The sequence below is a fragment of the Cobetia sp. PS-4MA genome (assembly GCF_057670765.1).
Genome location: NZ_CM173107.1, coordinates 2387836 through 2413359 on the forward strand (window position 1 = coordinate 2387836; position 25524 = coordinate 2413359).

20 protein-coding genes are annotated in these 25524 nt (G+C 55.1%); 13 read left to right on the top strand and 7 right to left on the bottom strand.

The features are described from left to right. Positions 1–244 precede the first annotated feature (244 nt). Positions 245–871, top strand: coding sequence for a helix-turn-helix domain-containing protein (locus AC26AR_RS10080; protein ID WP_488106933.1), 627 nt, complete (start codon positions 245–247; stop codon positions 869–871). Between the two features lie 24 nt (positions 872–895). Here AC26AR_RS10080 and AC26AR_RS10085 read toward each other — a convergent pair whose 3' ends face one another. Then, positions 896–1624, bottom strand: coding sequence for a FadR/GntR family transcriptional regulator (locus tag AC26AR_RS10085; protein ID WP_084208310.1), 729 nt, complete (start codon positions 1622–1624; stop codon positions 896–898). A 342-nt stretch (positions 1625–1966) separates the two neighbouring features. Here AC26AR_RS10085 and AC26AR_RS10090 point away from each other — a divergent pair, with 342 nt between their 5' ends. The 12 genes from AC26AR_RS10090 to AC26AR_RS10145 all read left to right on the top strand — a co-directional run bounded on the left by AC26AR_RS10090 (position 1967) and on the right by AC26AR_RS10145 (position 15479). After that, positions 1967–2995, top strand: a complete 1029-nt coding sequence (locus AC26AR_RS10090) for a 4-hydroxythreonine-4-phosphate dehydrogenase PdxA (RefSeq protein WP_488106934.1) — start codon at positions 1967–1969, stop codon at positions 2993–2995. A gap of 59 nt (positions 2996–3054) precedes the next feature. Continuing rightward, positions 3055–4227 carry an L-rhamnonate dehydratase gene (locus AC26AR_RS10095; protein WP_077373800.1) on the top strand — a complete coding sequence of 391 codons (1173 nt, stop codon included), beginning with the start codon at positions 3055–3057 and terminating at the stop codon, positions 4225–4227. Positions 4228–4237: 10 nt separating this feature from the next. Continuing rightward, positions 4238–5245: an AraD1 family protein gene (gene araD1, locus AC26AR_RS10100; RefSeq protein ID WP_488106935.1), complete on the top strand. Its 1008-nt coding sequence runs from the start codon at positions 4238–4240 to the stop codon at positions 5243–5245. A 179-nt stretch (positions 5246–5424) separates the two neighbouring features. Continuing rightward, on the top strand, positions 5425–6423 hold the full coding sequence (locus AC26AR_RS10105; RefSeq protein WP_488106936.1) for a TRAP transporter substrate-binding protein: 999 nt from the start codon (positions 5425–5427) through the stop codon (positions 6421–6423). 38 nt (positions 6424–6461) lie between these two features. Further along, positions 6462–7472 (top strand): amidohydrolase family protein, encoded by a 1011-nt coding sequence (locus AC26AR_RS10110; RefSeq protein ID WP_488106937.1) that lies wholly within the window; start codon positions 6462–6464, stop codon positions 7470–7472. Between the two features lie 98 nt (positions 7473–7570). Next, on the top strand, positions 7571–8599 hold the full coding sequence (locus tag AC26AR_RS10115; protein ID WP_488106938.1) for a TRAP transporter substrate-binding protein: 1029 nt from the start codon (positions 7571–7573) through the stop codon (positions 8597–8599). A 145-nt stretch (positions 8600–8744) separates the two neighbouring features. Continuing rightward, positions 8745–9395 (top strand): TRAP transporter small permease, encoded by a 651-nt coding sequence (locus tag AC26AR_RS10120; protein ID WP_488106939.1) that lies wholly within the window; start codon positions 8745–8747, stop codon positions 9393–9395. Beyond that, complete coding sequence (locus AC26AR_RS10125) at positions 9392–10672, top strand: TRAP transporter large permease subunit (protein ID WP_191237336.1); 1281 nt, start codon at positions 9392–9394, stop codon at positions 10670–10672. Before AC26AR_RS10120 ends, AC26AR_RS10125 begins: the two co-directional genes overlap by 4 nt. A gap of 77 nt (positions 10673–10749) precedes the next feature. Further along, the gene (locus tag AC26AR_RS10130) at positions 10750–11796 is read left to right on the top strand and encodes a DctP family TRAP transporter solute-binding subunit (protein ID WP_488106940.1); all 1047 of its coding nucleotides are present in this window, start codon (positions 10750–10752) and stop codon (positions 11794–11796) included. Positions 11797–11900: 104 nt separating this feature from the next. Further along, complete coding sequence (locus AC26AR_RS10135; RefSeq protein WP_191237338.1) at positions 11901–12836, top strand: YncE family protein; 936 nt, start codon at positions 11901–11903, stop codon at positions 12834–12836. 43 nt (positions 12837–12879) lie between these two features. Then, positions 12880–13896 carry an amidohydrolase family protein gene (locus AC26AR_RS10140; protein WP_488106941.1) on the top strand — a complete coding sequence of 339 codons (1017 nt, stop codon included), beginning with the start codon at positions 12880–12882 and terminating at the stop codon, positions 13894–13896. Continuing rightward, positions 13893–15479 (top strand): aldehyde dehydrogenase (NADP(+)), encoded by a 1587-nt coding sequence (locus AC26AR_RS10145; protein WP_488106942.1) that lies wholly within the window; start codon positions 13893–13895, stop codon positions 15477–15479. Before AC26AR_RS10140 ends, AC26AR_RS10145 begins: the two co-directional genes overlap by 4 nt. Before the next feature lie 98 nt (positions 15480–15577). Here AC26AR_RS10145 and AC26AR_RS10150 read toward each other — a convergent pair whose 3' ends face one another. The 6 genes from AC26AR_RS10150 to AC26AR_RS10175 form a co-directional block, all read right to left on the bottom strand. Next, on the bottom strand, positions 15578–16861 hold the full coding sequence (locus AC26AR_RS10150) for a LicD family protein (protein ID WP_488106943.1): 1284 nt from the start codon (positions 16859–16861) through the stop codon (positions 15578–15580). Between the two features lie 18 nt (positions 16862–16879). Beyond that, positions 16880–18229 carry an undecaprenyl-phosphate glucose phosphotransferase gene (locus AC26AR_RS10155; protein ID WP_488106944.1) on the bottom strand — a complete coding sequence of 450 codons (1350 nt, stop codon included), beginning with the start codon at positions 18227–18229 and terminating at the stop codon, positions 16880–16882. 55 nt (positions 18230–18284) lie between these two features. Beyond that, positions 18285–18752: an adenylyltransferase/cytidyltransferase family protein gene (locus tag AC26AR_RS10160; protein ID WP_488106945.1), complete on the bottom strand. Its 468-nt coding sequence runs from the start codon at positions 18750–18752 to the stop codon at positions 18285–18287. A 27-nt stretch (positions 18753–18779) separates the two neighbouring features. After that, positions 18780–21338 (bottom strand): CDP-glycerol glycerophosphotransferase family protein, encoded by a 2559-nt coding sequence (locus tag AC26AR_RS10165; protein ID WP_488106946.1) that lies wholly within the window; start codon positions 21336–21338, stop codon positions 18780–18782. Between the two features lie 32 nt (positions 21339–21370). Continuing rightward, positions 21371–22147, bottom strand: a complete 777-nt coding sequence (locus AC26AR_RS10170; RefSeq protein ID WP_488106947.1) for a hypothetical protein — start codon at positions 22145–22147, stop codon at positions 21371–21373. Between the two features lie 1055 nt (positions 22148–23202). After that, the gene (locus AC26AR_RS10175; protein WP_488106948.1) at positions 23203–24522 is read right to left on the bottom strand and encodes an O-antigen ligase family protein; all 1320 of its coding nucleotides are present in this window, start codon (positions 24520–24522) and stop codon (positions 23203–23205) included. Positions 24523–25524: the final 1002 nt, after the last annotated feature.

Below are 25524 nucleotides of genomic sequence, written 5' to 3' on the forward strand. Positions count from 1 at the left end.
CGTCTCAAGCGTTATCTCAAAAGCCGCTATCTCAAAAGCCGTTATCTCAAAAGCCGTTATCTCATAAACCGCTATCTCAAGCCCTGAACCAACACCAGTCCCGACACGACGATTTGATAACAACACTGACTTATCTCTCCACGCCGCATGCTGATAATCTTGCTGATGAAAACCACTTCACGCATTTCATCTACATGAAATGGCCCTCATTGCCAGACAGCCCCCATTGCCAAGAGGAAACCGGATGATCACGGAGACAGACTCCTCACAGGCATCAGCCGGCAGCACCGCACTCAGCAATGCAGAAAAGGAAGACCGTCGTATCGGCAGACAGCTGCGCGACCTGCGCAAGTCCCGTCAGATGACACTCAGCCAACTGGCGAAGCGCGTCGGAAAATCCGTCGGCTATCTGAGCCAGGTGGAGCGCGGCGTCTCCTCCCTCCCCATCGGGGTGCTACAGGCCCTGAGTGATGCCCTCGGTGTGCGCGTCAGCTGGTTCTTCCAGCCGGGCGGGAGTGACTCGGCGGCCGAACAGGAAACTATCGTGCGCGCGGATCAACGCCGTGCCATGAACCTCAGCGCCATCGGTGCACGGGAAGAACTGCTCTCCCCCCGCCTGAGCGGTCAGCTCATCCTGATCATGACCCGCCTGCAGCCCGGCGGCAGCGGCGGTGAGACGCCTCGTGAGCGGCGCGGTGAGGAAGCGGGCTATGTGGAAAGTGGCCAATTGGAGCTGACCATCGGCGAGCAGGTATTCCTGCTCAACCCGGGCGACAGCTTCTCGCTGACCGGGGAGGAACCCCACTGGATTCGCAACCCCGGCGAGACCGAGACCCGTATTGTCTGGGTGATGACGGGCGTGGAGTACTGAGCCCCTCATTTCCATGAGGCACCTTCAACGAGGCATCTTGTCCCGCGTCGTATAATAGACGCTGTCGATATGCGAGAGCATGGCGCGTTCGGCGGCGTCAGGGTCGCCGGCGCGCAGCGCTTCGACGATACGTACGTGCTCTTCATAGCTGCGCTTGATCGAGCCATGCTCGGCCATGACCTGGCGACGAATGTTGAGCGCATAGGTATAGAGCTCGTGGGCGTAGCGGATCAGGATCTCGTTGCGCGAATACTCCGCGATCACCTGATGGAAGTTCTGATCCGAGAGCTGGAAGTTCACCGGCGAGTCGAAATGCTGGGACTGGGCGTCCAGCAAGGCATCCAGCTTCTTGAGGCCCGCGGCATCGATGTGCCGAGCAGCGCGGCGGGCGATGGCCGACTCCACCACGATACGGCTCTCGAAGACGCTCTCGATGTCCAGATTGTTGAGCTCGTCGCCCTGCTGACGTGCGGGATGATTGCGGAAGCTGTCGATCACCGCCTCGCTGGCACACACCCTTGACTTGCTGCCATGCGAGACATTGAGCAGGCCATACCCCGTCAACAGTGCCAGCCCCCCGCGCACGGTCTCACGACTCACTTCAAACAACTGCGCCAGCTCACGCTCGCTGGGCAGTTCGTCCCCATCGCGCAGCAGGCCGGTCAGAATCATCTCGATGAGCTTGTCGGCGAGAATTTCCTTCTTGGTCTGATTCTTCAGCGCTTTCTCGAAGGCGAAAGGCGTCTGGTTCATGCGGCCCCCACTGGTATAGATTTCATACCAGAATAACTGACAACCGAATCAGACGCACCAGAAAACCGACCATAGTCGCAATTTTCGAGAAATCCTTGACCAATCATCGTGCGCTCGGCTAGTTTTCATCTCAACTGGTCCGGTAAACCAACCAGCAGTCCAATCAAGTCGTGATATTTCACAGTCCTGAACTGTCCTGAACTGTCTTGAGAAGGCCCTCACGCCAGAGGCCGGACTGCTGAGCACGCCCGACATCGACACGATCGACAACGGTCGACGACAACGATCTACCACATCGATCGACAACGACAACAACGACGACAACACCAAGAGGCTGACCCCATGTCCGCAACACGCCCTGTCATTGCCCTGACCCTCGGTGACCCCGCCGGTATCGGCCCAGAGCTGATCGCTCGCCTGATCGCGGAACCCGAGCAGTTCGCCGAGACCCACAGCGTGCTGGTCGGGGATCAGTGGCTTTGGGAGCAGGGCCAACGCCAGGCCGGGCTCTTCACCGAGCTGCCAAGCGTCACAAGCTTCGCGGAAGCCCGTGAACATGAAGGCCTGTCATTGATGCTGGTGGAGAGCGTGGCACAGCAGGAGGTGACGCTGGCCGAGGAAAGTGCCGCCTGTGGCGCCTCGACCCTCGCGGTGCTGTCTCGTTGCCTGGAAGCGGCCCAGAACGAGGAAGTCGACGCCATCTGCTTCGCGCCCCTCAACAAGCTGTCGATGAAGAAAGGCGGCCTGGGCCATGAGGACGAGCTGCACTTCTTCGCCGAGACACTGGGCGTCAAGGGCTACTTCTGCGAGTTCAACACCCTGGGGACGCTGTGGACCTCACGCATCTCCTCGCATATCCCGCTCAAGGATGCCGCCGAGTACGTCACTCAGGAGCGCATCATCGCCGCCAGCCAGCTGATTCATGACTCGCTGACACTGGCCGGCGTCGAGCAGCCGCGCATCGCCGTGGCCGCCTTCAATCCCCATGGTGGCGAGGGCGGCACCTGCGGGCGTGAGGAGATCGATGTCATCGCGCCGGCCGTCGCCGAGTGCCGCGCCCAGGGCTATCCCGTGGAAGGCCCCTTCCCGGCTGACACCATCTTCCTCAAGGCACGCGACGGCGAGTACGACGCCATCGTGACCATGTACCACGACCAAGGGCAGATCGCGATCAAGCTGCTGGGCTTCAAGTCCGGCGTCACCGTCCAGGGCGGCCTGCCGATCCCCATCACCACGCCGGCCCACGGCACCGCCTTCGATATCGCAGGCCAGGGCAAGGCGGACGTGAACCCGACCCGCAATGCCTTCGCGATCGCCAAGCGCATGGGCACCAACCTGCGCGCGCTCCGCCTCGAGACCGCGTCGGCCTGATGCCTTGCCACTCTTGCTCACCTATGTGCGCCAACGTCATCCACAACAAGGATAATCCGATGAAAATCACCAAGGTCAGAACTCGCGTCTTCGAATGGAAAGGCCACACCGTCCCCCCCACTGCCCACTTCTGCTCCAACGCCATGGATGAGCTGTGGGACAAGGGCGACTCGATGGGCACCTTCCGCTTCCACGGCTGGACGGTGGTGGAAATCGAGACCGACAACGGGCTGGTAGGGCTTGGTAACGTGGCACTCGCCCCGCGCATCGCCAAGGCGATCATCGACCAGTACCTCGCGCCGCTGATCATCGGCCAGGACCCCTTCGACTACGAATACCTGTGGCAGCGCATGTACCGCTCCACCCACGCCTGGGGCCGCAAGGGCATCGGCATGGCCGCCATTTCCGGCGTGGATATCGCCATCTGGGACATCATGGGCAAGGCAGTCGGCAAGCCGGTCTTCAAGCTGCTGGGCGGGCGCACCAAGGACAAGATCCCCTGCTACGCCTCCAAGCTCTACCGCACCGACCTCAAGGGCATGCAGGAAGAGGCCCAGTCCTATCTGGATCAAGGCTTCACCGCCATGAAGATGCGCTTCGGCTACGGTCCGCGTGACGGCGTCGAGGGCGTGCGTGCCAACCTCGATAGCGTCGCCGCCGTGCGCGAAGTCATCGGCGAGGATGTCGACCTGATGCTCGAATGCTACATGGGCTGGAACCTGGACTACGCCAAGCGCATGTTGCCGAAGCTCGAGCGCTTCCAGCCGCGCTGGCTGGAAGAGCCGGTGATCGCCGATGACATCGATGGTTACGCTGAACTCAATCAGCTGACCAGCATTCCCATCTCCGGTGGCGAGCACGAATTCACCCATTACGGCTTCCGCCAGCTGCTGGAAAAGCGTGCCGTCTCCGTCATCCAGTACGACACCAACCGGGTCGGTGGCATCACCGCGGCGCGCAAGATCAATGCGCTGGCCGAATCCTTCAGCGTGCCGGTCATCCCGCATGCCGGCCAGATGCACAATTACCACCTCACCATGGCCTCACTAGCCTCCCCGATGAGTGAGTACTTCCCAGTGCATGACGTCGAGATCGGCAACGAGCTCTTCTACTACATCTTCAAGGGCGACCCGGAGCCGGTGAACGGCTTCATCGACCTCGACGAAGAGACCCCGGGGCTGGGCCTTGAGCTGAACAGCGACTACTTCGATCAGTTCAACATCATCGAGTGAGGAAGCCATCATGAGACTCGTCCAACTTCGCACCGCCAACGGCCCGCGGGTCGCCGTGGTCGAAAGCCGCGACCAGCTGCGCCTGCTCGACTTCCCGGGCGGCACCTATGAGCTGGCCTCTCGCGCCATCGAGCTGGGCATCGGGCTCAGCGCGCTGATCGAACAGCACTACTCGCACACCCTGATCGACTACAAGCAGGCCATTGATCGCCAGGAACTGCTGCCGCCAGTCACCCACCCAGATCGCGCGCGCTGCACCGTCACCGGCACCGGCCTGACCCACCTGGGCAGCGCCGATACCCGCGACGCCATGCATGCCGCTGCACAGGCGCAGGGTGACGCAAGCCTTACCGACTCGATGCGCATGTTCCGCCTGGGGCTCGAGGGTGGCAAGCCCGCCGAGGGCCAGGTCGGCGCGCAGCCGGAATGGTTCTACAAGGGTGACGGCAGCATCGTGGTGGCACCGGAAACCGCGATCAGTGTGCCGGCCTTCGCCGAAGACGCCGGTGAAGAGCCCGAGCTGGTCGGCCTGTACGTGAACGATGCCAACGGTCAGCCGCATCGCATCGGCTACGCGGTAGGCAACGAGTTCTCCGACCACATCACCGAGCGCGCCAACTACCTGTGGCTGGCCCACTCCAAGCTGCGCGCCTGCAGCTACGGCCCTGAACTGCTGATCGGCGAGCTGCCCCAGCACCTGGAAGGCACCAGCCGCATCACCCGCGACGGCCAGACCCTGTGGGAGAAGCCCTTCCTGACCGGTGAGGCCAACATGGCCCACAGCCTGGCCAACTTGGAACACCACCATTTCAAGTACGCCCAGTTCCGCGCGCCGGGAGATCTGCACGTGCACTTCTTCGGCACCGCCACCCTGAGCTTCGCCGATCAGATCAAGGTGCAGGAAGGCGATCGCTTCGAGATCGAACTGCCCGCCTTAGGGCGTGCACTGCGCAATCCCGTCGCGTTCGAGACCCACGATAACAACGCTGAGCAGCCATCCGCCATGGCGGTGCTGTGAGCACGCTTGATCAGTACGAGCCATAGAGGAGGGATCAGGGCCTGGAGGGTTTCGCCACCACCCGGCCCTGCCCCCGTCAGCACCAGCGCCGGTAACACCAGCAACACCAGCAGCACCGGCGTCAATAACGCCTGTACGCACCAGAAGCATCACGACAATAACGAGAAAAGGGCTTCGCCATGACCATCACGACCCGCCATACCGCCGCCTCATTCATCACCGCCGCTCTTGCCGGTCTGCTGCTAGCAGGCCCCGCACACGCCGCCACCTCGCTGACCTTGGCCCATGCGCATCCAGTTACCGACTCACAACACCTGGCCGCCGAACGCTTCGCCAAACATCTGGCAGAACGCAGTGACGGTGAACTGACCATCAAGATCTTCCCCAACGGTCAGCTGGGCAATGACCAAGCCATGATCTCGGGCGTGCGCAGCGGCACCATCGATATCGAGCTCTCAGGCAACCCCTACTTCAGTGGGCTGGTCGGCGAGCTCAATGTGCTCGACCTGCCCTTCCTGTTCGACACCCGTGAGCAGGCCTATCAGGTGCTGGATGGCGATATCGGCCAGGAGCTGCTGACCGCCATGCAGCCGCAACAGATCGAAGGACTGGCCTTCTGGGAAATCGGCTTTCGCAACCTCACCAACTCGCGACGTGCGGTCGAGAACGCCGATGACGTCAGCGGCCTGACCCTGCGCACCACCCCGAATCCGGCGCATATCGCCGCCTTCCAGGCACTCGGCGCCAATCCGACCCCGATGCCCTTCGCGGAGCTCTATACCGCGCTGGAAACCCGCACCGTGGATGGCCAGGAGAATCCGGTCAGCCTGATCCGCTCCGCCAACCTGTATTCCGTACAGGAGCACCTGTCGCTCACCGCACACGCCTACACCGCCGCCCCCTTGATCATGAACAAGCAGACGTTCGACAGCCTCGCGCCCGAACTGCAGACCCTGATCAAGGAAGAAGCTCAGGAAGCGGCCCGCTATCAGCGTCAGCTCAATCATGACAATGAGCAGGGCGATCTGGCCTTCCTCGAGGAGCAAGGCATGCAGGTCGTGCGTGAGCCTGATACCGCCAGCATGCGTGCCAAGGTCGCCGAGCCGGTACGCGCCGAGTTCACTGCTAAGCACGGCAGCGAGCTGCTGGATCGCATCGACACCGCGCTTGCGCGCTGATCACGCTAGCCTGACTCGCCCATGCAAGGAGGCACGCCATGCTCTCTGACTCACTCCAATCCCCGGTGATGCCTGTGCCTCTGGCGGAACTCGGCGAGCAGCGCGCACGTTATCTGGCCACTCGCCAGGAGGAAGATCTGCCGATCATCGATGCCCACATGCATGTCTGGGACCCGACGCAGAACTACCACCCCTGGCTGTGTGATGAGCCGATGATCCCCTTCCGCTACGGCGACTACTCCGCGATCCGTCGCCCTTACCTGCCCGCCGAGCATCTCCAGGCGGCGGGCGAGGCGCATCGGTTGCTCGGGTGCGTCTACATGGAGGCGGAATGGGCGCGGGGCGATGCGCTCAAGGAAGTGCGCTGGATCGAGGAGACTGCCTGCGAGAGCGGCTGGCCCGATGCCATGATCGCCCAAGCCTGGCTGGATCAGAGCGACATCGGCGATCAGCTGGAAGGACTTTGCGCATCAAGAAGGGTCAAGGGGGTCCGCCACAAGCCAGCTGCACTGGAGCGCTACGACCCGAGACTGGCCACCCACGCCATGCCCGGTTCGCTACGCTGCCCGCGCTATCAGTATGGCGTCAGTGAAGTCGCGCGTCGTGGCCTGATCTTCGAGCTGCAGGTGCCCTGGTGGCACCTCGAGGAATTGCTGCCCTTGCTGCAACGCCATCCCGAGATGCCGGTGGTGATCAATCATGCAGGCGTGCCCGGCGATCGTGATCCCGACACCCTGCGTGAATGGTCACACGCCCTCGCCAAGGTCGCCGCCTGGCCACAGGTGATGATCAAGTTCTCGGGCCTCGGCGTCGCGGGCCAGCCCTGGCGGCTGGAAGACAACCGCGAGGTCTTCGAGATCGTGCTGCGCCATTTCAGGGTCCACCGCGTGATGTTCGCCAGCAACTTCCCGGTCGATGGGCTAGTGACTTCGCTCGATACGCTGTGGCAGGCCTTCAAGGACCTCAGTCGCTCATTGAGTCCCGAAAACCGCCTCAAGCTGTTCTGCGACAACGCCATTCGCTGCTACTCGCTGGACACCAGCGCCTAGCGCTCATTCGATGCCACAACGATCGTCATGACATCCGTCCCCATGACAACAGGCTCTGGAAAACAGCCCCTATAACAACAATCTGCAAGGAATTCGTCATGCTTATTCGCCACGCCCTGTCTGACAAGACTCTGTTCAACAACGCCCTGCTCAAGACGATCTCCACCCTGGGGCTGATGTTGACCTTCGCGACCACCGCCCACGCCGAGATCACCGCGCGCATGGGCACCAGCCTGCCGGAGGCGCATCCCCAGACACTGGGCGCCAAGAAGTTTGCACAACTGGTCGAGGAAAAATCAGACGGCGAGATCACCATCACGGTGTTCTCCAACGGCATTCTGGGCAATGACGTCAACATGACCTCGATGCTGCAGTCAGGGACCCTGGATTTCACCGCCCCCTCCACTGCGACCCTCAGCAGCCTCAATCCTGATTTCAACATCGTCAGCCTGCCCTTCCAGTTCGATGACAGTGCACATGCCGATGCGGTACTGGATGGCGAGGCCGGCCGTGCCCTGCTCGCAAGCCTGGATGACAAGCAGCTGGTGGCACTCGAGTACTGGGAGAACGGCTTCCGTCACATGACCAACAGCCGCCGTCCCATCGAGACGCTCGAGGACATCGAGGGCCTCAAGATTCGCACCATGCAGAACGCCCTCTACATCGACCTTTTCAATGGACTGAATGCCAACGCCGTACCCATGTCGGTCAATGAACTGTTCACCGCCATGGAAACCCGCACGGTGGATGGTCAGGAAAATCCCTACACCGTGATCGACGCCAAGCGCTTCTTCGAGGTCCAGACGTACCTGTCGCGTACCGCGCATGCCTATGACGCCCAGGTGCTGGTCGCCTCGGCGGGCTTCATGCAGTCACTCGATGACGCCCAACGCCAGCTGGTCCGCGAGGCCGCTCGTGAAGCCACGCTGTATCAGCGTGAGCAGAGCCGTGCCATGAACGAGGAACTGCTGAGCGAGCTGCAGGACAAAATGACCGTCAACGTGGTGGCGGACAGTGAACGTCAGCGCATGCGTGAGGCACTGGCACCGGTGATCCAGCAGCACACCCAGGCGCTGGACCCAGCGGTGGTGACACAATTCCAGGCAGCGCTGGCCGACGCCCTTTAGTCAACACAACCAGTCCCGGCGACCAGTCTGAGCAACCCGTTCCGGTGACCAGTCTCAGAAAACGACCCGCGGCAGTACTGCCGCGACTCGCCACAGCGTCGCACTGTCGCGCCGTCATCGAGATGCTTCCTTCGGGGATAACACCATGAACAAACTGACCCAAGAGATGCCGTTATCCATGTCGATCAAACCGTCCATCGCGCCATCCTCCGAGTCACGGGGAAGCCACCCCACCCCGCTGGCGTCAGCGGCGCCTACCCGCACTGCCACCGGCATCACGACGATCTTCAAGGGACTGGAGAAGGCCCTCACCCTGCTGATGGTGCTGGCACTGGTGGCGATGATCGCGCTGGTCTTCGTCAATGTCGTGCTGCGCTACGGCTTCAACAGCGGCATCTCGATCAGCGTCGAGCTGTCCCGCTTCCTGTTCGTCTGGGTCACCTTCATGGGCGCCGTGACGGCATTGATCCGTCAGGAGCACCTGAGCGTCAACACCTTCGCCGACAAGCTGCCGGCGGCATGTCGCAGGGTGCTGGATCGCGTCGTCACCCTGGTGATGCTCGGCTGCTGCCTGATGCTGCTCAAGGGCAGCTTCGATCAGACGGTGCTCAACTGGCGCAATCTCTCCCCCATCAGCGGCATTCCCGTCGGCGTCTTCTATCTCGCCGGCCTGATGGCAGGCGTATTGATGTCGCTGATCCTGCTCTGGCGACTGCTGACGCCCCTTGCCCTGCATGGCCTCACGCCACCGAATGCCGCCAGCCCCTCATCTGATCAGCAAGGAGACACGCCATGACCATCGGGCTCTTCCTCGGCTCCCTGCTGGCCGCCATCGGCCTGAGCCTCCCCATCGCCTTTGCCCTGCTGGTCAGTGCCATCGTGCTGATGCTGCACCTGGATCTGTTCAACTCGCAGATCCTGGCCCAGAACCTCGTCAACGGCGCCGACAGCTACACCCTGCTGGCCATTCCCTTCTTCCTGACCGCCGGGGAAGTGATGTCGCGTGGCGGGCTCTCCCAGCGCATCGTCACGCTGGCGATGTCGCTGGTGGGTCACCGCAAGGGCGGACTGGGTTTCGTGGCCATCTTCGCCGCCATCGTCATGGCCAGTCTGTCCGGCTCCGCGGTCGCGGATACCGCCGCGCTTGCCAGCATGCTGCTGCCCATGATGCGCAAGGCGGGCTATCCACTGGGCCGCTCCTCCGGCCTGATGGCCGCCGGCGGGATCATCGCGCCGATCATCCCGCCCTCGATTCCGCTGATCATCATCGGGGTCGCCGGTGGCATCTCGATCGGCAAGCTGTTCCTCGCCGGGATCGTGCCGGGGCTGATCATGGGCGTGACCCTGGTGGTGATGTGGCTGTTCATGACCCGCAAGGAAGATCTGGTCGTCACGAAGAAGGCCACCGGGCGTGAGCGCCTCAAGGCACTCAAGGACAGCTTCTGGGCCATCATGCTGCCGGTCATCATCATCGGCGGCATCAAGAGCGGCATCTTCACCCCGACCGAAGCCGGCGTGGTCGCCGCGGTCTACGCCATCTTCGTCGCCACCGTGGTCTACCGGGAACTGGACTTGAGCCAGCTCTACGCCGTCCTCGCCCAGGCCGCGCGCAGCACCGCCATCGTGATGTTCCTGGTGGCCGCTGCCATGGTCGCCTCCTGGCTGATCAGCATCGCCCAGCTGCCGCTGATGGTCGCCGGTCTGCTGCAGCCGCTGGCCGATGATCCGCGCATCCTGATGCTCGCCATCATGGGCATCGTGCTGGTGGTCGGCATGGTGATGGACCTGACCCCGACCATTCTGGTGCTCACGCCGATCCTGATGCCCATCGTCAAGCTGGCCGGTATCGATCCCGTCTACTTCGGGATCATGTTCGTCCTCAACTGCGCCATCGGCCTGATCACCCCGCCGGTCGGCAACGTGCTCAACGTGATCACCAGCGTCGGCAACCTCAAGTTCGAGAAGGCGGTCAGTGGCGTCGCGCCCTTCGCCCTCGCCTATGTAGTGATTCTGCTGCTGTTCGTGGCCTTCCCGCAGATCATCACCGTGCCCCTGTACTGGATGACCGACTGACCCGCAATTCTGCAGGTCGCCAGCGCCACTCACGAAAACCGAGCCATTCACGACAACAACGACAAGAGAGCCTTTCCATGACGCCAATGCTCAAGACCTCCCTCGCCAGCCTGCTTCTCCTTGCGCCAATGAGCGCCGCGCACGCAGCCACCGTGCTCAAGCTGGCCCACACGGCCCCGACCACCGATACCCAGCAACAGGCGGCCGAGCGCTTCGCCGAGCTGGTCAAGGAAGGCACGGATGGCGAGATCACCGTCAACATCTTCGGCAACGGCGTGCTCGGCGGTGACCAGCAGATGATCGCCGGCGTGCGCAGCGGCACCATCGATATCGAGCTGTCCGGCAACCCCAACTTCGCGGGCCTGCAGCCGGCGCTGGGCGCCTTCGATCTGCCCTACATCTTCCCGGACCGCAAGACGGCCTATCAGGTGCTGGATGGCAAGGTCGGCGACGATGCCCTGGCACTGCTCAAGCAGGACAACCTCAAGGGCCTGGCCTTCTGGGAGGTCGGCTTCCGCGCGATGACCAACTCCAAGCACCCGATCAAGACACCCGCGGATGTCGATGGCCTGGTGATGCGCACCAACTCCAACAAGTCACTGATCGAGGCCTTCTCCCTGCTCGGCGCGAACCCGGTGCCGATGCCGCTGGGTGAGCTCTACACCGCGATGGAGACGGGCACGGTCGATGCGCAGGACCACCCGATCAGCATCGTCTGGTCGGCAGGCTTCTACGAAGTGCAGGACTACCTGTCGCTGACCAATCAGGCCTATACCTCGCTGTTGATGGTGATGAACGACGACACCTTCGAGAGCCTGTCACCGGAGTATCAGCAGGTGCTGGTGAGCGCAGCACGTGAGGCCGGTGATTATCAGCGCGAACTGAACGCGAAGAACGAGCAGAAGATTCTCACTGAACTGGCCGCCAAGGGCATGAAGATCGAGACCGAGGTCGATACCGCCGCCTTCCAGAAAGTCGTGCTGCCCACCTGGGACAGCTATATCGCCGCCAATGGCCGTGACTGGATCGATGCCATCCAGGGCGCCAGTCAGGCCAGTGCCGATGTCGCGACCGACGCCCAGCCGCAAGGCACGCAGAAGACCACGGCCGCCGTGACTCAGTAACGCCTGAACGGTTGCTCGTTTTATCTATCTGTCACCCCAGCGAGGGCATAAGCCCTCGACATACAGGCCCTAACAAACAGGCCCTCGCTGATTGGAGAAATGTCATGTCCCGAGATGTTCTGCTGCTCAACCAGAAATGCGCACACACCCTGAGCCTTTACGACGCCACCAGCGGCGAGGAGCTCAACCATCTGCGCCTGCCGGATTACCCGCATGAGTTCGTGGTGGATTCCACCGGCCGCTACGCCTTCGTGGGCCACTACGGCATCCTCGGTGCCGACTGCATCGGCGACCAGGGCGGCTGCTCGGTGTTCGTGGTCGATCTCGAGACCTTCACGCTGGTCAACACGCTCAGCACCTGGCCGTACTACCGCATCCATGGGCTGGGCATCGATGAGCAGGATCGTCTGTATGCGATGAGCGAGGGCCACAACACCCTCTTGCTGTTCAACACGCCCCTGACCCAGACCACGCCGGACCTGGCCGTGCCCTCCGGGGGCTACAAGACCCACCTGTTCGCGCTCACCCAGGTAGGCGACTGGGCCTACGGCATCAACCTGCTCAGCAACACCATCACCAAGTTCAAGCCGCACGATGCCACCTTCGCGCCCATCGCGATGATTCCGGGCCGCAAGCCGGAAGGCAACAGCCTATCCGCCGATGGCCGCACCCTGTTCATCAGCAATCGCGATGACGACAGCATCGTGGCGGTGGATACCGAATCAATGACCGTGCGCGCCTCGGCGACCACCGGTCGTGACCCCAATCGCATCTACCGTGACCCCAGGGGCCGCCTGATCACCACCAACTACGGCGAAAGCTCGCTGTCATTGTTCGATGAAACGCTGGCACCGCTGGGCACCATCCAGCTTGAGGCGATTCCCATCGCGATGAGCTTCCATCCGGATGGCGAGCAGGCCTTCGTCTCGCTCAAGGGGGATCGCATCGCGGTGCTGGATCTGGAGAGCGGTCAGGTACGCCGAAGCTTCGCGACGCGCGCCGAACCGGACGTGTCTTGCTTGCTGGTGCGTGACCACTGAGTCAGTGGGCACTTGATACTTCTTGCCAGGACACGAGCCAGTCATGACGGATACCCCAATACAGCGCGAACCTTCACAAAGCCAGCCGCTGATCGATGCCCACCATCATCTCTGGGCGCTGGATGGCCAGGTGGCGTATCCCTGGCTGGAAGACTCGCCGGTAAAGAACTTCTTTCTCGGCGACTATGCCGCGATTCGCCAGCCCTTTCAGGTCGCGGATCTCAAGCGCCTGATCCCCACGGGCTATCGCCTGGTAGGCAGTGTGCACTGCGAAGCCGAAGCGTCACGCCCACAGGCTGAGAAAGAGACGCGCTGGATTACCGAGCAAGCAGCCATTCATGGCCTACCGAGTGCGCATGTCGGCTGGGCGGCCTTCGGCACTGAGGCGTGCGCCGCACAGCTGGACACGCAATGTGACTCACCGCTGTTTCGTGGCGTGCGTGCCAAGCCGGTCACCGCCGCCACACCCCAGACCCGCCAGACGGTGACGGGCACTCGCGGCAGTCTGCAGGACCCACGCTGGTGCGAAGGGCTGGCGCTGCTCAAAGCGCGTGGTCTGAGCTGGGACCTGCGCGTGCCCGCCTGGCACCTCGAGGAGGCGGCCACAACCCTTCAGGACTACCCCGGCTTGCGCGTCATTCTCAATCACAGCGGCCTGCCGTGGGATCGCACGCCGGAAGGCCTCGCCCAATGGCGCGCAGGCATGCGGGCGCTTTCTGAGAACCCGAATGTCGCCGTCAAGCTCTCGGAGCTGGGCACGCCCTGGCATGCCTGGGATGCCAGCGCCAATCACGAGCTGCTCTGCGAGGTACTGGACATCTTCGGCCCCCGTCGTTGCCTGTTCGCCAGCAACTTCCCGGTCTCCGGCCTCAAGGTCAGCTATGGCGACTGGCTATCACTGGTGACAGGCGCCATCGCGCAGACGGCGTCTCACGACCAACGCCAGATCTCGTTCGACCAGGTTCTGCACGACAACGCCATTCACTGGTATCGGCTGCCGATTGCCGCTATCACCCACGATGCCAGACTCACCCAACATGCCAGACAGGAGGCACCATGACACTCAACGGACATCAGCTCATCGGACAGCGCAGCTTTGCCGCCAAGGGCGAGGCGATCCACGCCATCAATCCGGCCACCGGAGAGCGCCTGGCGCCCGGCTACCCGGGGGCCAATGCAGGGGATGTGGAAGAGGCCTGCCGACTGGCCGGCCAGGCCTTTGATGCCTATCGCGCCACGACGCCCGAAGAAAGAGCCCTCTTCCTCGAGACCATCGCCGAGGAGATCGAGGCACTCGGCGAGACCCTGACCCAGCGCGGAATGCAGGAAACCGGCCTGCCTGAGGCACGCCTGAACGGTGAACGCGGTCGCACCTGCGGACAGCTCAAGCTGTTCGCCAAGGTGCTGCGTCGCGGTGAGTGGCAGGATGTGCGCGTCGACCCTGCGCTGCCGGAGCGCACTCCCCTGCCGCGTGCCGATCTGCGCCAGCGTCAGATCCCGCTTGGCCCGGTCGCTGTCTTCGGGGCCAGCAACTTCCCGCTGGCCTTCTCGGTGGCCGGCGGCGATACCGCCTCAGCACTCGCTGCAGGCTGTCCGGTCGTGGTCAAGGGACACTCGGCCCACCCGGGCACCTCGGAACTGGTCGGTCAGGCCGTCGCTCACGCCGCCAGGCGTTGTCAGATGCCGGAAGGCGTCTTCTCATTGCTGTTCGGCCCAGGCAATGAGGTCGGTCAGGCACTGGTCAAGCATCCCGAGATACAGGCGGTCGGCTTTACCGGCTCGCGCAGTGGTGGCACCGCCCTGCTGACGCTCGCCCAATCGCGTCCGCAGCCGATTCCAGTCTACGCCGAGATGAGCAGTATCAATCCGGTCATCCTGATGCCAGCGGCCCTGGAAGCCCGCGCCGAATTGCTGGGTGAGGCCTTCGTCGGCTCGCTCAACATGGGCGCAGGGCAGTTCTGCACCAACCCGGGGCTGGTACTGGCAGTGAAAGGCGCAGCGCTGGAACGCTTCAAGCAGGCGGCCATCCCTGCCATTCAGGCAAGCCCGGTGCAGACCATGCTGACACCCGGCATTTACAAGGCCTATGCCCAAGGCGTCGCGAGCCTGTCCGAACAGCCAGGCATCACCTGTCTGGCCAGCGGTGAAAGCGACTCCCCCATCGCCAGCCCATGTCAGACACAGCTGTTCAGCACCCAGGCGAGTGACTTTCTTGCCAATGAGGCCATGCAGGCGGAAGTCTTCGGCTCAAGTTCGCTGATCGTCGAATGCGAGGATCTCGCTCAGCTCAAGCAGGTCTGCAGTGCACTCGAAGGCCAGCTGACCGCCACGCTGCATCTCGATGAAGCAGATCACACCGCGACCTGCCACTTGCTGCCAGTGCTGGAGCGTCGTGCAGGCCGCATCCTGGTGAATGGCTGGCCGACAGGGGTCGAAGTCTGTGACGCCATGGTGCACGGCGGCCCCTGGCCCGCCACCTCCGACAGCCGCACCACCTCGGTGGGCACCGCCGCGATTCACCGCTTCCTGCGCCCGGTCTGCTATCAGGACCTGCCGGATGCCCTGCTCCCGCCGGAGCTCAAGCACGACGCGCCCTCCGACATCAGCCGACTGGTGGATGGGGAGCGCCGGGGCATGCGATGACAAACAAAAAAGCCCGCCAATTTGGCGGGCTTCTGTCATTCATATCCTTGATACCGTCAGCCTTCCCACGATGCGAGAAGCCGAATCTTCGCGATCCTCTAACAATAACGATAGACACCGTCTTGCTTGAGGATCATCCCATCGTTTTCCAGTGCAGAGAGGTATTGACGTGCCTTCTCGACATCACCGTCAAGCAGATAGCGATAAATGACCTTGCTCAAGTACGTGATTGAACGCGCAGTTCGAGAATAACGGATATTGGGAGGATCAATACTACAATCGAAACGCGTCACGGGGGTACGCCAATCGCCATAGTTTTCAGTCAAGTAACGATCAGCATCCGCGGCACCTTTGACTACCTGACTGCCCAAGGTGTAGTCAGTCAACGAAAACTCCGAGTTGTCCCACCGATGGATAGCGGAGCCATGCCAGACGACGCTCCCCTCTTGCACATGAACAAAAAGGTCAGCGACAAGGCCGGTATGGTGCACGAGTTTGACAAGTATCGGCTGAGTCAATCTGGAATATCGCACGGCACTCTCGGATACGACTTCCCGGAAAGTACAATAACTTTCTGACTTTATGAACCAGGTATTGTCGGATCCAGCAACAGCATCTCGAAGTTGCTTGATATCGAAGTCCTTGGCGTCGACACCGATATCAATATCGTAGTCATGTCCCAAGAAATCCTGTTCTCTCACGGCTCCAAGAAGCGTGCCACTGATGACATACCAGGGCCATTCAAGGCTACGCATCAAACTATCGCAATCCTTGATCGTGCGATAGGCATCATTCTTGTCAAACGACTGCGCTGACTTCTGGAACTTATGCGCCACGACAGGCGCTGCTGTCGGATTGTCCATGTCAGCGCTGATGATCGACAATGCATGATTGACGCTGGCGCAGAAGGATTTGTCATATTGCCAGAGTGAGTCTTGCGGAGAGATGACCAGACTGCTGGTAGACGTATCACGATCATTATCACACTCTGAGAAATCGGCTTTTTCCAGCTTCCCACCATGCAGATCAGCCTGCCAGATATGGCGCTCAAAGTCAGTGATGCGCTGGTTGTCAGCCAACCAGGCAATGAGGCAGTCGGCCGCCTTGGTAGACATTTCTTCAGAAATATCGAAAAAGAAATCAGACCTGGTCGACACTGGCAGCCACCCGGTATGCGCAAACCAGATGCCTCGCCGCACGACGATTTTCAGTCCATTACTTCGCGATGCAAGCTTGATACTGTCTGCCGCTACGGCCAGAGGCGCACCCAGCATCCACACACCAATGCCGGATAACAAGGCCAAAGGATAACGAAGTAATGGGTGGCGTGGTTTATTCAAAAACCGTAGAAGCCGATAGGATTTTTCGACTTCGATATTCATTTCACTTTCACCAATGTGTCAGTACGCATGTTTATGGATCAAACCCTTGAAGAGAGTCAGCATGATGATACGTAAGTCCAGCCATAATGACCAATGCTCTACATACCACAAGTCGCATTCAATTCGCTTGGCCAGGTCCGTATCGCCTCGCCAACCATTGATCTGTGCCCAGCCCGTGATACCGGCCTTAACCATGTGCTTTTGCATATAACCAGGAATTTCGTGACGAAGTTTTTCGACGAAGATCGTGCGTTCCGGACGCGGCCCCACGATTGACATGTCACCTTTAAGCACGTTGAGGAACTGCGGCAACTCATCCAGGCTGGTCTTGCGAAGGAACCTGCCTACAAGGGTAGTTCGTTTCGCCTGGGCATTTCCCCACTGCACCCCACACTTTTCACTGTCGACTGGCATCGAGCGGAATTTCAGCATCTTGAAGGGCTTTCCGTTCAACCCGACCCTTTCCTGGGTATAGAACACCGGGCCCGCAGAGGTACATTTCACCAATAGCGCGATAAGCGCCAATAAAGGTGACAGCAGAATCACGATGATCAATGACAGCAGGCGATCCTCGATCCACTTGAGAAGCTTTGCGCCCAGCGACATGCGACTGCAACTCAGATCAAGCATGAACAGACCGGCAACATCTGATACATCATGGTTGATAAGGCGGAAATCACGCATATCGGGCATGTAACGCACATTGCAGGTCGTCAGGCTCAACTCTGATTGGATATCACGAACCAGGTTACCTTGCGTCAATGGGAGACAGATCCAGACTTCCTGCTCCTGATGGACGATCTGTTGGTCAGGCTGGTAGCGCTCTGGCTCAATCGCGCTCCACCCCCAATGCTCAATCCCCCCAGTCAAGATGACTCGTTCTACATCAAAGCCTGCTGTCGGGATCTTGGCCAGCTGACGCACTGCACCAACACAGGTCAAGGCATCACCAATCAAGAGAACGCTTTTGCGGTTCTTGCCCTTGGCTCGCAGATGATTGAGAACAGGATAAGCAATCGCACGAATCAGGATGGAGTAGGTCGTAGCACTTACCATCCAGTAGCCAACCCACAGCCGGGAGAACTTGTCACCTGTCTTGGTCATGAACATGACCAGCGCCAACAGCCCTCCCAACATCATGTATCCGGCCATGATCTGGAATACCAGGCGGAAGCGGACTTGTCCTCTCCAGGAACGATAGATATTGAAATGCGGCAGTACCAGAAGAGCTAATATCCCCCCCAGCAACATGCCCCAACCATATCTTTCGGAAACATCCAGTCCCCCAAAATGGAACCAATGTGCACTGAACCCTGCCAGAAAGATAATACAGAAATCGACCAGGCGTACCAATTCAGTGGTATACATGGTATAGCCACTCAAGACACGATTTTGAGCTTTCATAGCGTTTGTAGCATCATCATTATTCAAGATCTCTACGAAGCAATTCCAAAACTTCGAAAGCCTTGATGAGATCTTCATGAGGAATGGACAAGAACCGCTTCAGCGAGCGCTTCAGATCCGTTGTGGAAATATCCTTGGTGCGCTCCAGATACAACACATCACAATATTCCTGCAGGAAATCGAACTCGCCTTTCCAGTCTTCCCCTATCGCGAAAGTATCAACATTATATTCCTTGACGTCGCGTACTTTTTGCTCCCAGTCGTTTTCAGGAATGACGAGGTCTACACAATCGATCGCTTCCACGATCTTGGCACGCTGATCGTAGGGAATCAGTGTCTTCTTACCTTTCAGCAAGTTAAACTCATCAGTCGATACACCCACTATTAAACGATCACCTCTCTCACTGAGACGCTTGAGAAGATTAAGATGCCCAATATGGAACATATCAAATGTTCCATAAGTAATTATCACCTTTCCATCATTCATATTATCACCTGGAGCTTGCTTTCAAGATTAAATATCGAGACTATTGCAATAAATTTTAGCCATTTCAATATATTTAGGTCTAGAAGAAAAACTAATGACTTCTATTACGTTAATACCTGGCACAATCCTTCTTAACTCTCTATCGTAAGATTTCTTAACCAAGCCGCTCAATAATTTAAACTTCCGCCACAATCTCAAAGCAATTAAATCAAAAACATTAAACAAGGTATCTTTTGGCACAACAATCAAAGTACATCCTTGCTCTAATAAGTATTTTGACAAGTCATCGCTAAAGTTATTAGCATCCAGTATGAAGACATAGTCTTGCAACTTACTTTCCCTTCCCTCCAAAAAGGTTTGTTCTTTACGACTCAAATTGCCGGATAAAAACACTACTATCTTATCAACAGATTTACACTTCTTAGGATATCTACCATTGTAATTCTCAAAAAACCTAGAGTTTATATATCTAGCAGGCGTAATGTTGTCGTGCCTATAAGGGGCCATATTAGAAGCTTTGAACTTTTCTTCTTGTGAAGAGCTCGCATCCACAATATGAGTAAGTAATTGATCTATTGATTCACTTTGAGGAAATGGCAATTCTGTAATTGGAAAATAAAAACCTCTCCCCTCTATATACTCTTCTTTATCTGGAACATACAACAACACAGGTTTAGAGCTAGCAGCATAGTCAAACATTACACTGGAATAATCTGTTATCAATACATCTGTACAAGTTAAGAACTCATATACTTCGAAGCCATCAGGGAAGGGCTGCACCTTATTGCCAATATATTTTTTGATTTTTGAAGAAACTAGCTGATGCAAGTTATAATATACCATAGTATCTTCTGGCAATTCTTTTTCTAACTTATGGAAAAGCTCCGTGAACAAGTTTGCCTGAGCCGTTATATCCATATTACCTGTGCTAACGCCTCTCCAAGTGGGCATATAGGCAATAACCTTTTTATCATTAACGCCAAGTACCGTCCTTATCTCCTCTCTTCTCTCCGAAGAATCAATAACCTCGTTTTGAGGATAATCACTTTCTAAAACTTCACCATAGTAAATTTTATCTAAGTTATATGCCGGAAGAAGTACAGATTTTGCATATGGATTTGGTACTAAGAAATAATCAGCCATAAGAAACTGATTTTGATTTCGCCAAACATCTATAGCACCTTCCTTAATATCAAAACCAAGCGTTTTAATAGGAGTTCCGTGCCATGTGTTTAGTAGTATCTGTGAACAACGCTTAACAAAAAAAGTCGGGAATCTGGAGTTACTCACCAAATATTTACTAGTGGCAAGTCGATATATATACTTAAGTGATTTTGTATGGACCAACTCTACATTCTTAATATCATTTTTAATTAAAAACCTTTTATCTCTAACAAAATTGTTAGTTGCAAAAGAAATTTTAATATTTTGTCTACTTGCCTGTACATCTTTCATCAAGTGATACGGCGAGCCGCTAATATTGGCTCCTGAAAAAGAGGCATAAAGCACTCTATCTACTTCCAAGCCACAGTATTTACCAAAAAAACAATAAACATTTTTTACTACACTTGCTTTCGATAAAACTCTATCCGATTTAAAAACTATAGACTTAGCCCAGTTAGGCGTAAATATATACAAACAAGCTTTCCAACGTTTATCTATCAGCTGAGCTAATCTTTCTACTTTACTAAGATTCTTTTCAACATAATCAATATCAGAAAAATGGTTTTTTATAAATGATTGCATCTTTCTAGCAAAACTTAGTTGTATTATTTTATTATCCTGCTGTGAGAATGCTTTTAACCTTCTCCCATAAAACCCTAAAGCCACTCTATATAAATCTTCTCTATTCCTAGAATAAGCGTTATTATTCTTTAAACAATCAGTGATCAATTGTAGTGCTTTTTCTATATCTAAAACATTACTGGTGATACTATTAGTAATACTACCGCTCGTGCTTACACGATAGTTATACAAACATTCATTGACGACTTTTACCTTTTTTGACCGCACCAAGCTATTTATCAAGAACAAATAGTCTTCAGCATAATTTAAGGTCGTATTAAAAGATATTTGGTTCTCTTGAATTAAACTTTTACTGAATATTTTATCCCATACAAAAACAGATACTTTCCTTAAAAAACCATTTCCTTCACGTATATTCAAAGAGTTGAAGAAATTATCCTTATATAATTTTGGTTTTTTTTGTCCAGATTGCAGCAGGTTATTCCTGCATGTAATAACAATATCGGCTCTAGAGCTTACAGCCTTAGAATATAGCTTTTGATACATTTCCTTTTCAATATAGTCATCGGCATCTACAAAGCCAATATATTGACCTCTAGCAACTAAAAGCCCTCTATTTCTCGCATAGGAGACACCAGCTTGCTCTTCAAATTCAGACACAATAATGTCTGGATAGCGAGATGAAAAGTCATTTATTATATCTTGACTATTGTCAGTACTATTATTATTGACAACTATGACTTCAAATGAATCAAAGCTTTGTTTAACCAAGGAGTCTAGACATTGTTCCAAACTATTACTTGAATTATAGACCGGAACAATTACACTTAACTTAATCATTGTATACCTTTATCGTGAGTTTGATAACCTGATCAGGAAATTTTATGTGATTGGATATGTTGATTAAGATACATAGTCTCAACCATTATACGCTGCAATCCTTGAAGATATAAACGGGAAATAAGCAATAGAAAGATAGTTTCATACACACCTAACAAACTATAATATACAAAAGCAACTAAAGAGAAAAAGACCACCATGTAGGACAAAGCTAATGTATATTCGATCAACTGCTTTCTGTGAATTTTCACAAAAGTTACTCTGTCATCTTCTTTTGCTTGAAAAGCGTGCTTTAAAAACACATTAACCATTACATATGACAAGAGCAATACTAAGACACCAATATAAATATTAATACTCAATGCTATTATCGATACTACAGAGCAGAGGAATATATCGCTCATCAAGCGTGATGTTTGTGTATAGGCTATCCGCAAATCTTTTGTTTTCAATTGAAAACCGTTTCCGTCATATTGCGAACTCCATATTACTTTCAAATCTAAATCTATTAGCTTTCTATACACCAACCCTAACAACATATACAAAATATAAAAAAATGGTACTGAAAGTAAGACTATAATTATAAAATTTCTGTAAGGTATGATTTCTTTTAAAGAATCGAAATATGCTGGTGGCTTATCCATAGAAATCATAATTAATACTTTAATTGGCAAAAAGAACGATATAGTTTGTGCCACTTTGGATAATGAAAAAAAACTCGCTGCCGAAAAAAAGAATTTTACATTTTTGTGAAAAAACTGCGTTAACAAGTAGCATTGCTTCGCAAAAAAACTCAAAGACTTACCCATACGTTTCACCAATGAATACAGAAATTATATTAGGCCATAATACTTATTGCAGTATACTGCATAAACAAATTCATAGCGGAGCTGTCATACAACTGCACCTCATAAGTAAGCAACTAATATCATGATATATTTTCGTAATTGGCAATTAATAGGCCTCTAAAAGAGCAAACTTAAAATTTAATGCTTTTTGACATCTCTATGCTTTTCTGTGTAGATCAACACATCCAAAAAATATTTTAAACACGCTACCGCCCCAGGATTGTGGGGCAATTCCTGAAGCCAGACGACAGACAGGGCGCGATGGTAAGATCACGATACCCTGTTTGAGAAAATAGAGAGATTTTTTATTCAAAGCTTCATGGATTATACATATTTTCGTCATATTTGGCTAGATTCAGAGTAGTGAAGTCCACCTTCTTGCACGGGGTTAATCAAGAAAGCACCAGATAACCATCACCTTAGTGTGCTTCGAAGGTATGAAGCGGCCAGCGGGTCAACAAAAAAGGGCTGTTCTTGTGAGATGCACCCGGCGCTGGAAGAGACAGAACAGACTCGCAAGCATCAGATCATGTTAATGATTTATAATGAGAGGGATATCAATACGCCAGTAATGCGTCTCGGTCGCTAGATATTTTCTGGCTCTAATTTCTCGCTTTCTATATTGGTCAGTAATTGATCGCTTCATCAAATACCACTACCCAGCTCCTGTTTTCATTGAATTGTCAATTTGCAGTACTTAAACACTTTCTGTATTTACCTATCGGAGCAACAGTGGAGGAAAGTCAAAAGTCTAAAGGATATCTCCAGATGGTGGTAAACGCGTAGCGGATCGTGTCTACCTGATGACCTCTTGGGATACCTCACACCAGAAACCCGGCTCATTATTTATTAATATGCCAATGAAGTACAATATAAAAAACATGGATTACCTCGTCCCATAACAGCTTACTGGCATTTCTTATTTATATTAGGTAACAACCGATATTCTTGTGCTCAAAAATAAAGCGCGCCAGAATGATCTGACGCGCTTTATTCATACTTATTAACAGATTCGATTACGCAGTCTGGTGACTCAAACGCCAACGCCAATAATGCGTGATCAAACCACCGACGATCAGATTATGCACAAACAGGCCTGTCGGGAATGAATTATAAGATTCAAAGTTACTGATTATCATCCAATAGATGAAGAACATCAGGCCGAAGCAGGCAATGTCATCAGGCATCGCATTACCCCGCCACGCTAGCCAGGTGGCACGGCCAATCCAGAATGCCAATAGAGACATCGCGATAAGTCCAACAATTCCATATTCGACCCAGGTTTCCAGGAAGTAATTATGCAGGTGGCCATATTTTGCCAGTACCCAATCTGGCAGCCAGGTCGTTTCCGACATGACCAACTGACGGCCTTCAGGTCCCCACCCTGTCATCGGGCGTTCCGCAATCCACTGGCTCGCCGCAATCCAGCTATTGATACGAATCCCGATGCTTGTATAAGGTACTTCCGTGATCTCGCCATCTACCAACTGAGATATCACACTGCTCTCTTTATGGAAGCGATGATTGAGAGAGTCTCCCAGTGTAGAGACCAATACCCCTGCCCCGATTACGATAGATAATAGAATTGTGACGAGATACTTTGTCAAATGTCTGGTTCTACCCTCCAGTACGGACTTGATAACCCAGAGTATCAGACCAATGCCACTTGCAATCGTTGCACTGAGCCAGACGGCTCTTGTCTGACCAACGGCGATGCCAGTCACTACCATCACCATCGCCAGGCACCAAAGCGCTATTCTCAAATACCGCGCGTTACCGTTGCTCCAAAAGCGACGAGCAAAACAGAGCAAACCCAATAGCGAAACCCCAAACAACATGGATGCATGCTGGTTGTTACGGATTCCGAATCCCACTCTTTCCCCAGTAAACCCGGTGAGCCATCCGTCGTCACCTGGTGCAAATAGCGTCGTGACCAAGACCCCGCCGACTGCCAGTCCCCACACGATGAGAGTATTTCGTGTACTTCCGTTCAACCACCACGCCACACTGATGAAGATAAACAATTTGGCCAGATCCTGGAGCCTTGGGTCATCTATCGCCCATTGCGGGTACTGCCATAATCCCAGGCTCCAGGAAAACAATTGTACGCAGAGAAACCCCAGAAGTAATAAGAGGGGGGCCTTGCGCAAGCCTTTACCGTATACACAGAATGCGACAAGCCCCGAAAATGCCAAGACTCGTTCCATCACTTCTTGAGTGTTTGGCAAGACAAATTGTAAAGCGGCATATAATAATAACGATATGATGCCTATATAAGCCAGCCAACGAGCTCCGAGACGATCATCAATCGAATACCAACACTTTACAGGTTGCATAATGACTCTACTTATCCAAGGTGTCTTTATCACACTGGGGTTTATCTTGGGGATATCAAAGAGTCTTGTCTCTATGCGAACTAGATAGACTCTTTCAAGCTGAGTTATCGAATAACGAACTCTGGACGCGGAATTTTACACAGTCTTTCCTGCCACCACAATGAAGACCGCTCAAAGGAGGAGACGCTACCCACTTTTTGAGTAGTGAAACAGGAGGTTGCCATTAGTAAAGCCATCGCAAAGCCCTGCTTGCCCATCATCGGGTCAGCCTTCCCAAGACCTGGCAAAATGAAGCAGGTCTGCAGACACGACGACGTCACGCACAATATTATCTGAGTCATGACTACGCCGGGGTTCACATGACAAAGATAACTTATGATTACTTTAATTATACGTTAAATCACTCTCTGTTACAGAAGATTCACCTCATCTGTTGAGCGATAACAGGTCATGGATTGAGCTCATCCCTGAGACAAGAACTCCAGGGTGAGATGATGTCTGAATACGTCACTACTGCGTCGACACCTCGGCAACTAATCCGATGTCCGTCATTCGACTTTGCGTCTTGAGCTATGATTCTGACCTCCAATCTAGACCTTGGTTGTCAGTATCTGCCATCCAGTGACTTGATATTGCGATCAGCCAACCCCTGAAAAATCGCGCGGAGGCCGGTAACGGTCGATGAAGGCCGTGGACAAGATGCTCAGCCAGGCCAATGATCGCGCGATGGACTGTGACACGCACCAGCTCGCCCTTTGCGATGGCGTCTCCCGCCATGAAATCCCAGGCCAGACCGATGCCGGCGCCTCGCTGAATGGCGGCATGCATTGCCAGCACGCTGACGGTGTCAGGGTGCTCTCGCGCGCAGGCGTCGCCCTCCCATCTCGAGTCCTTTCAGCTCTGGGTGAACGTGCTGCTGGTAGAGCATTCCCGCATCGGAAAGCACGACGCCTCGCGTCTTGCGCACGAATAGCGGCGTGCCAAGTGACGCTCCCAGCGCGC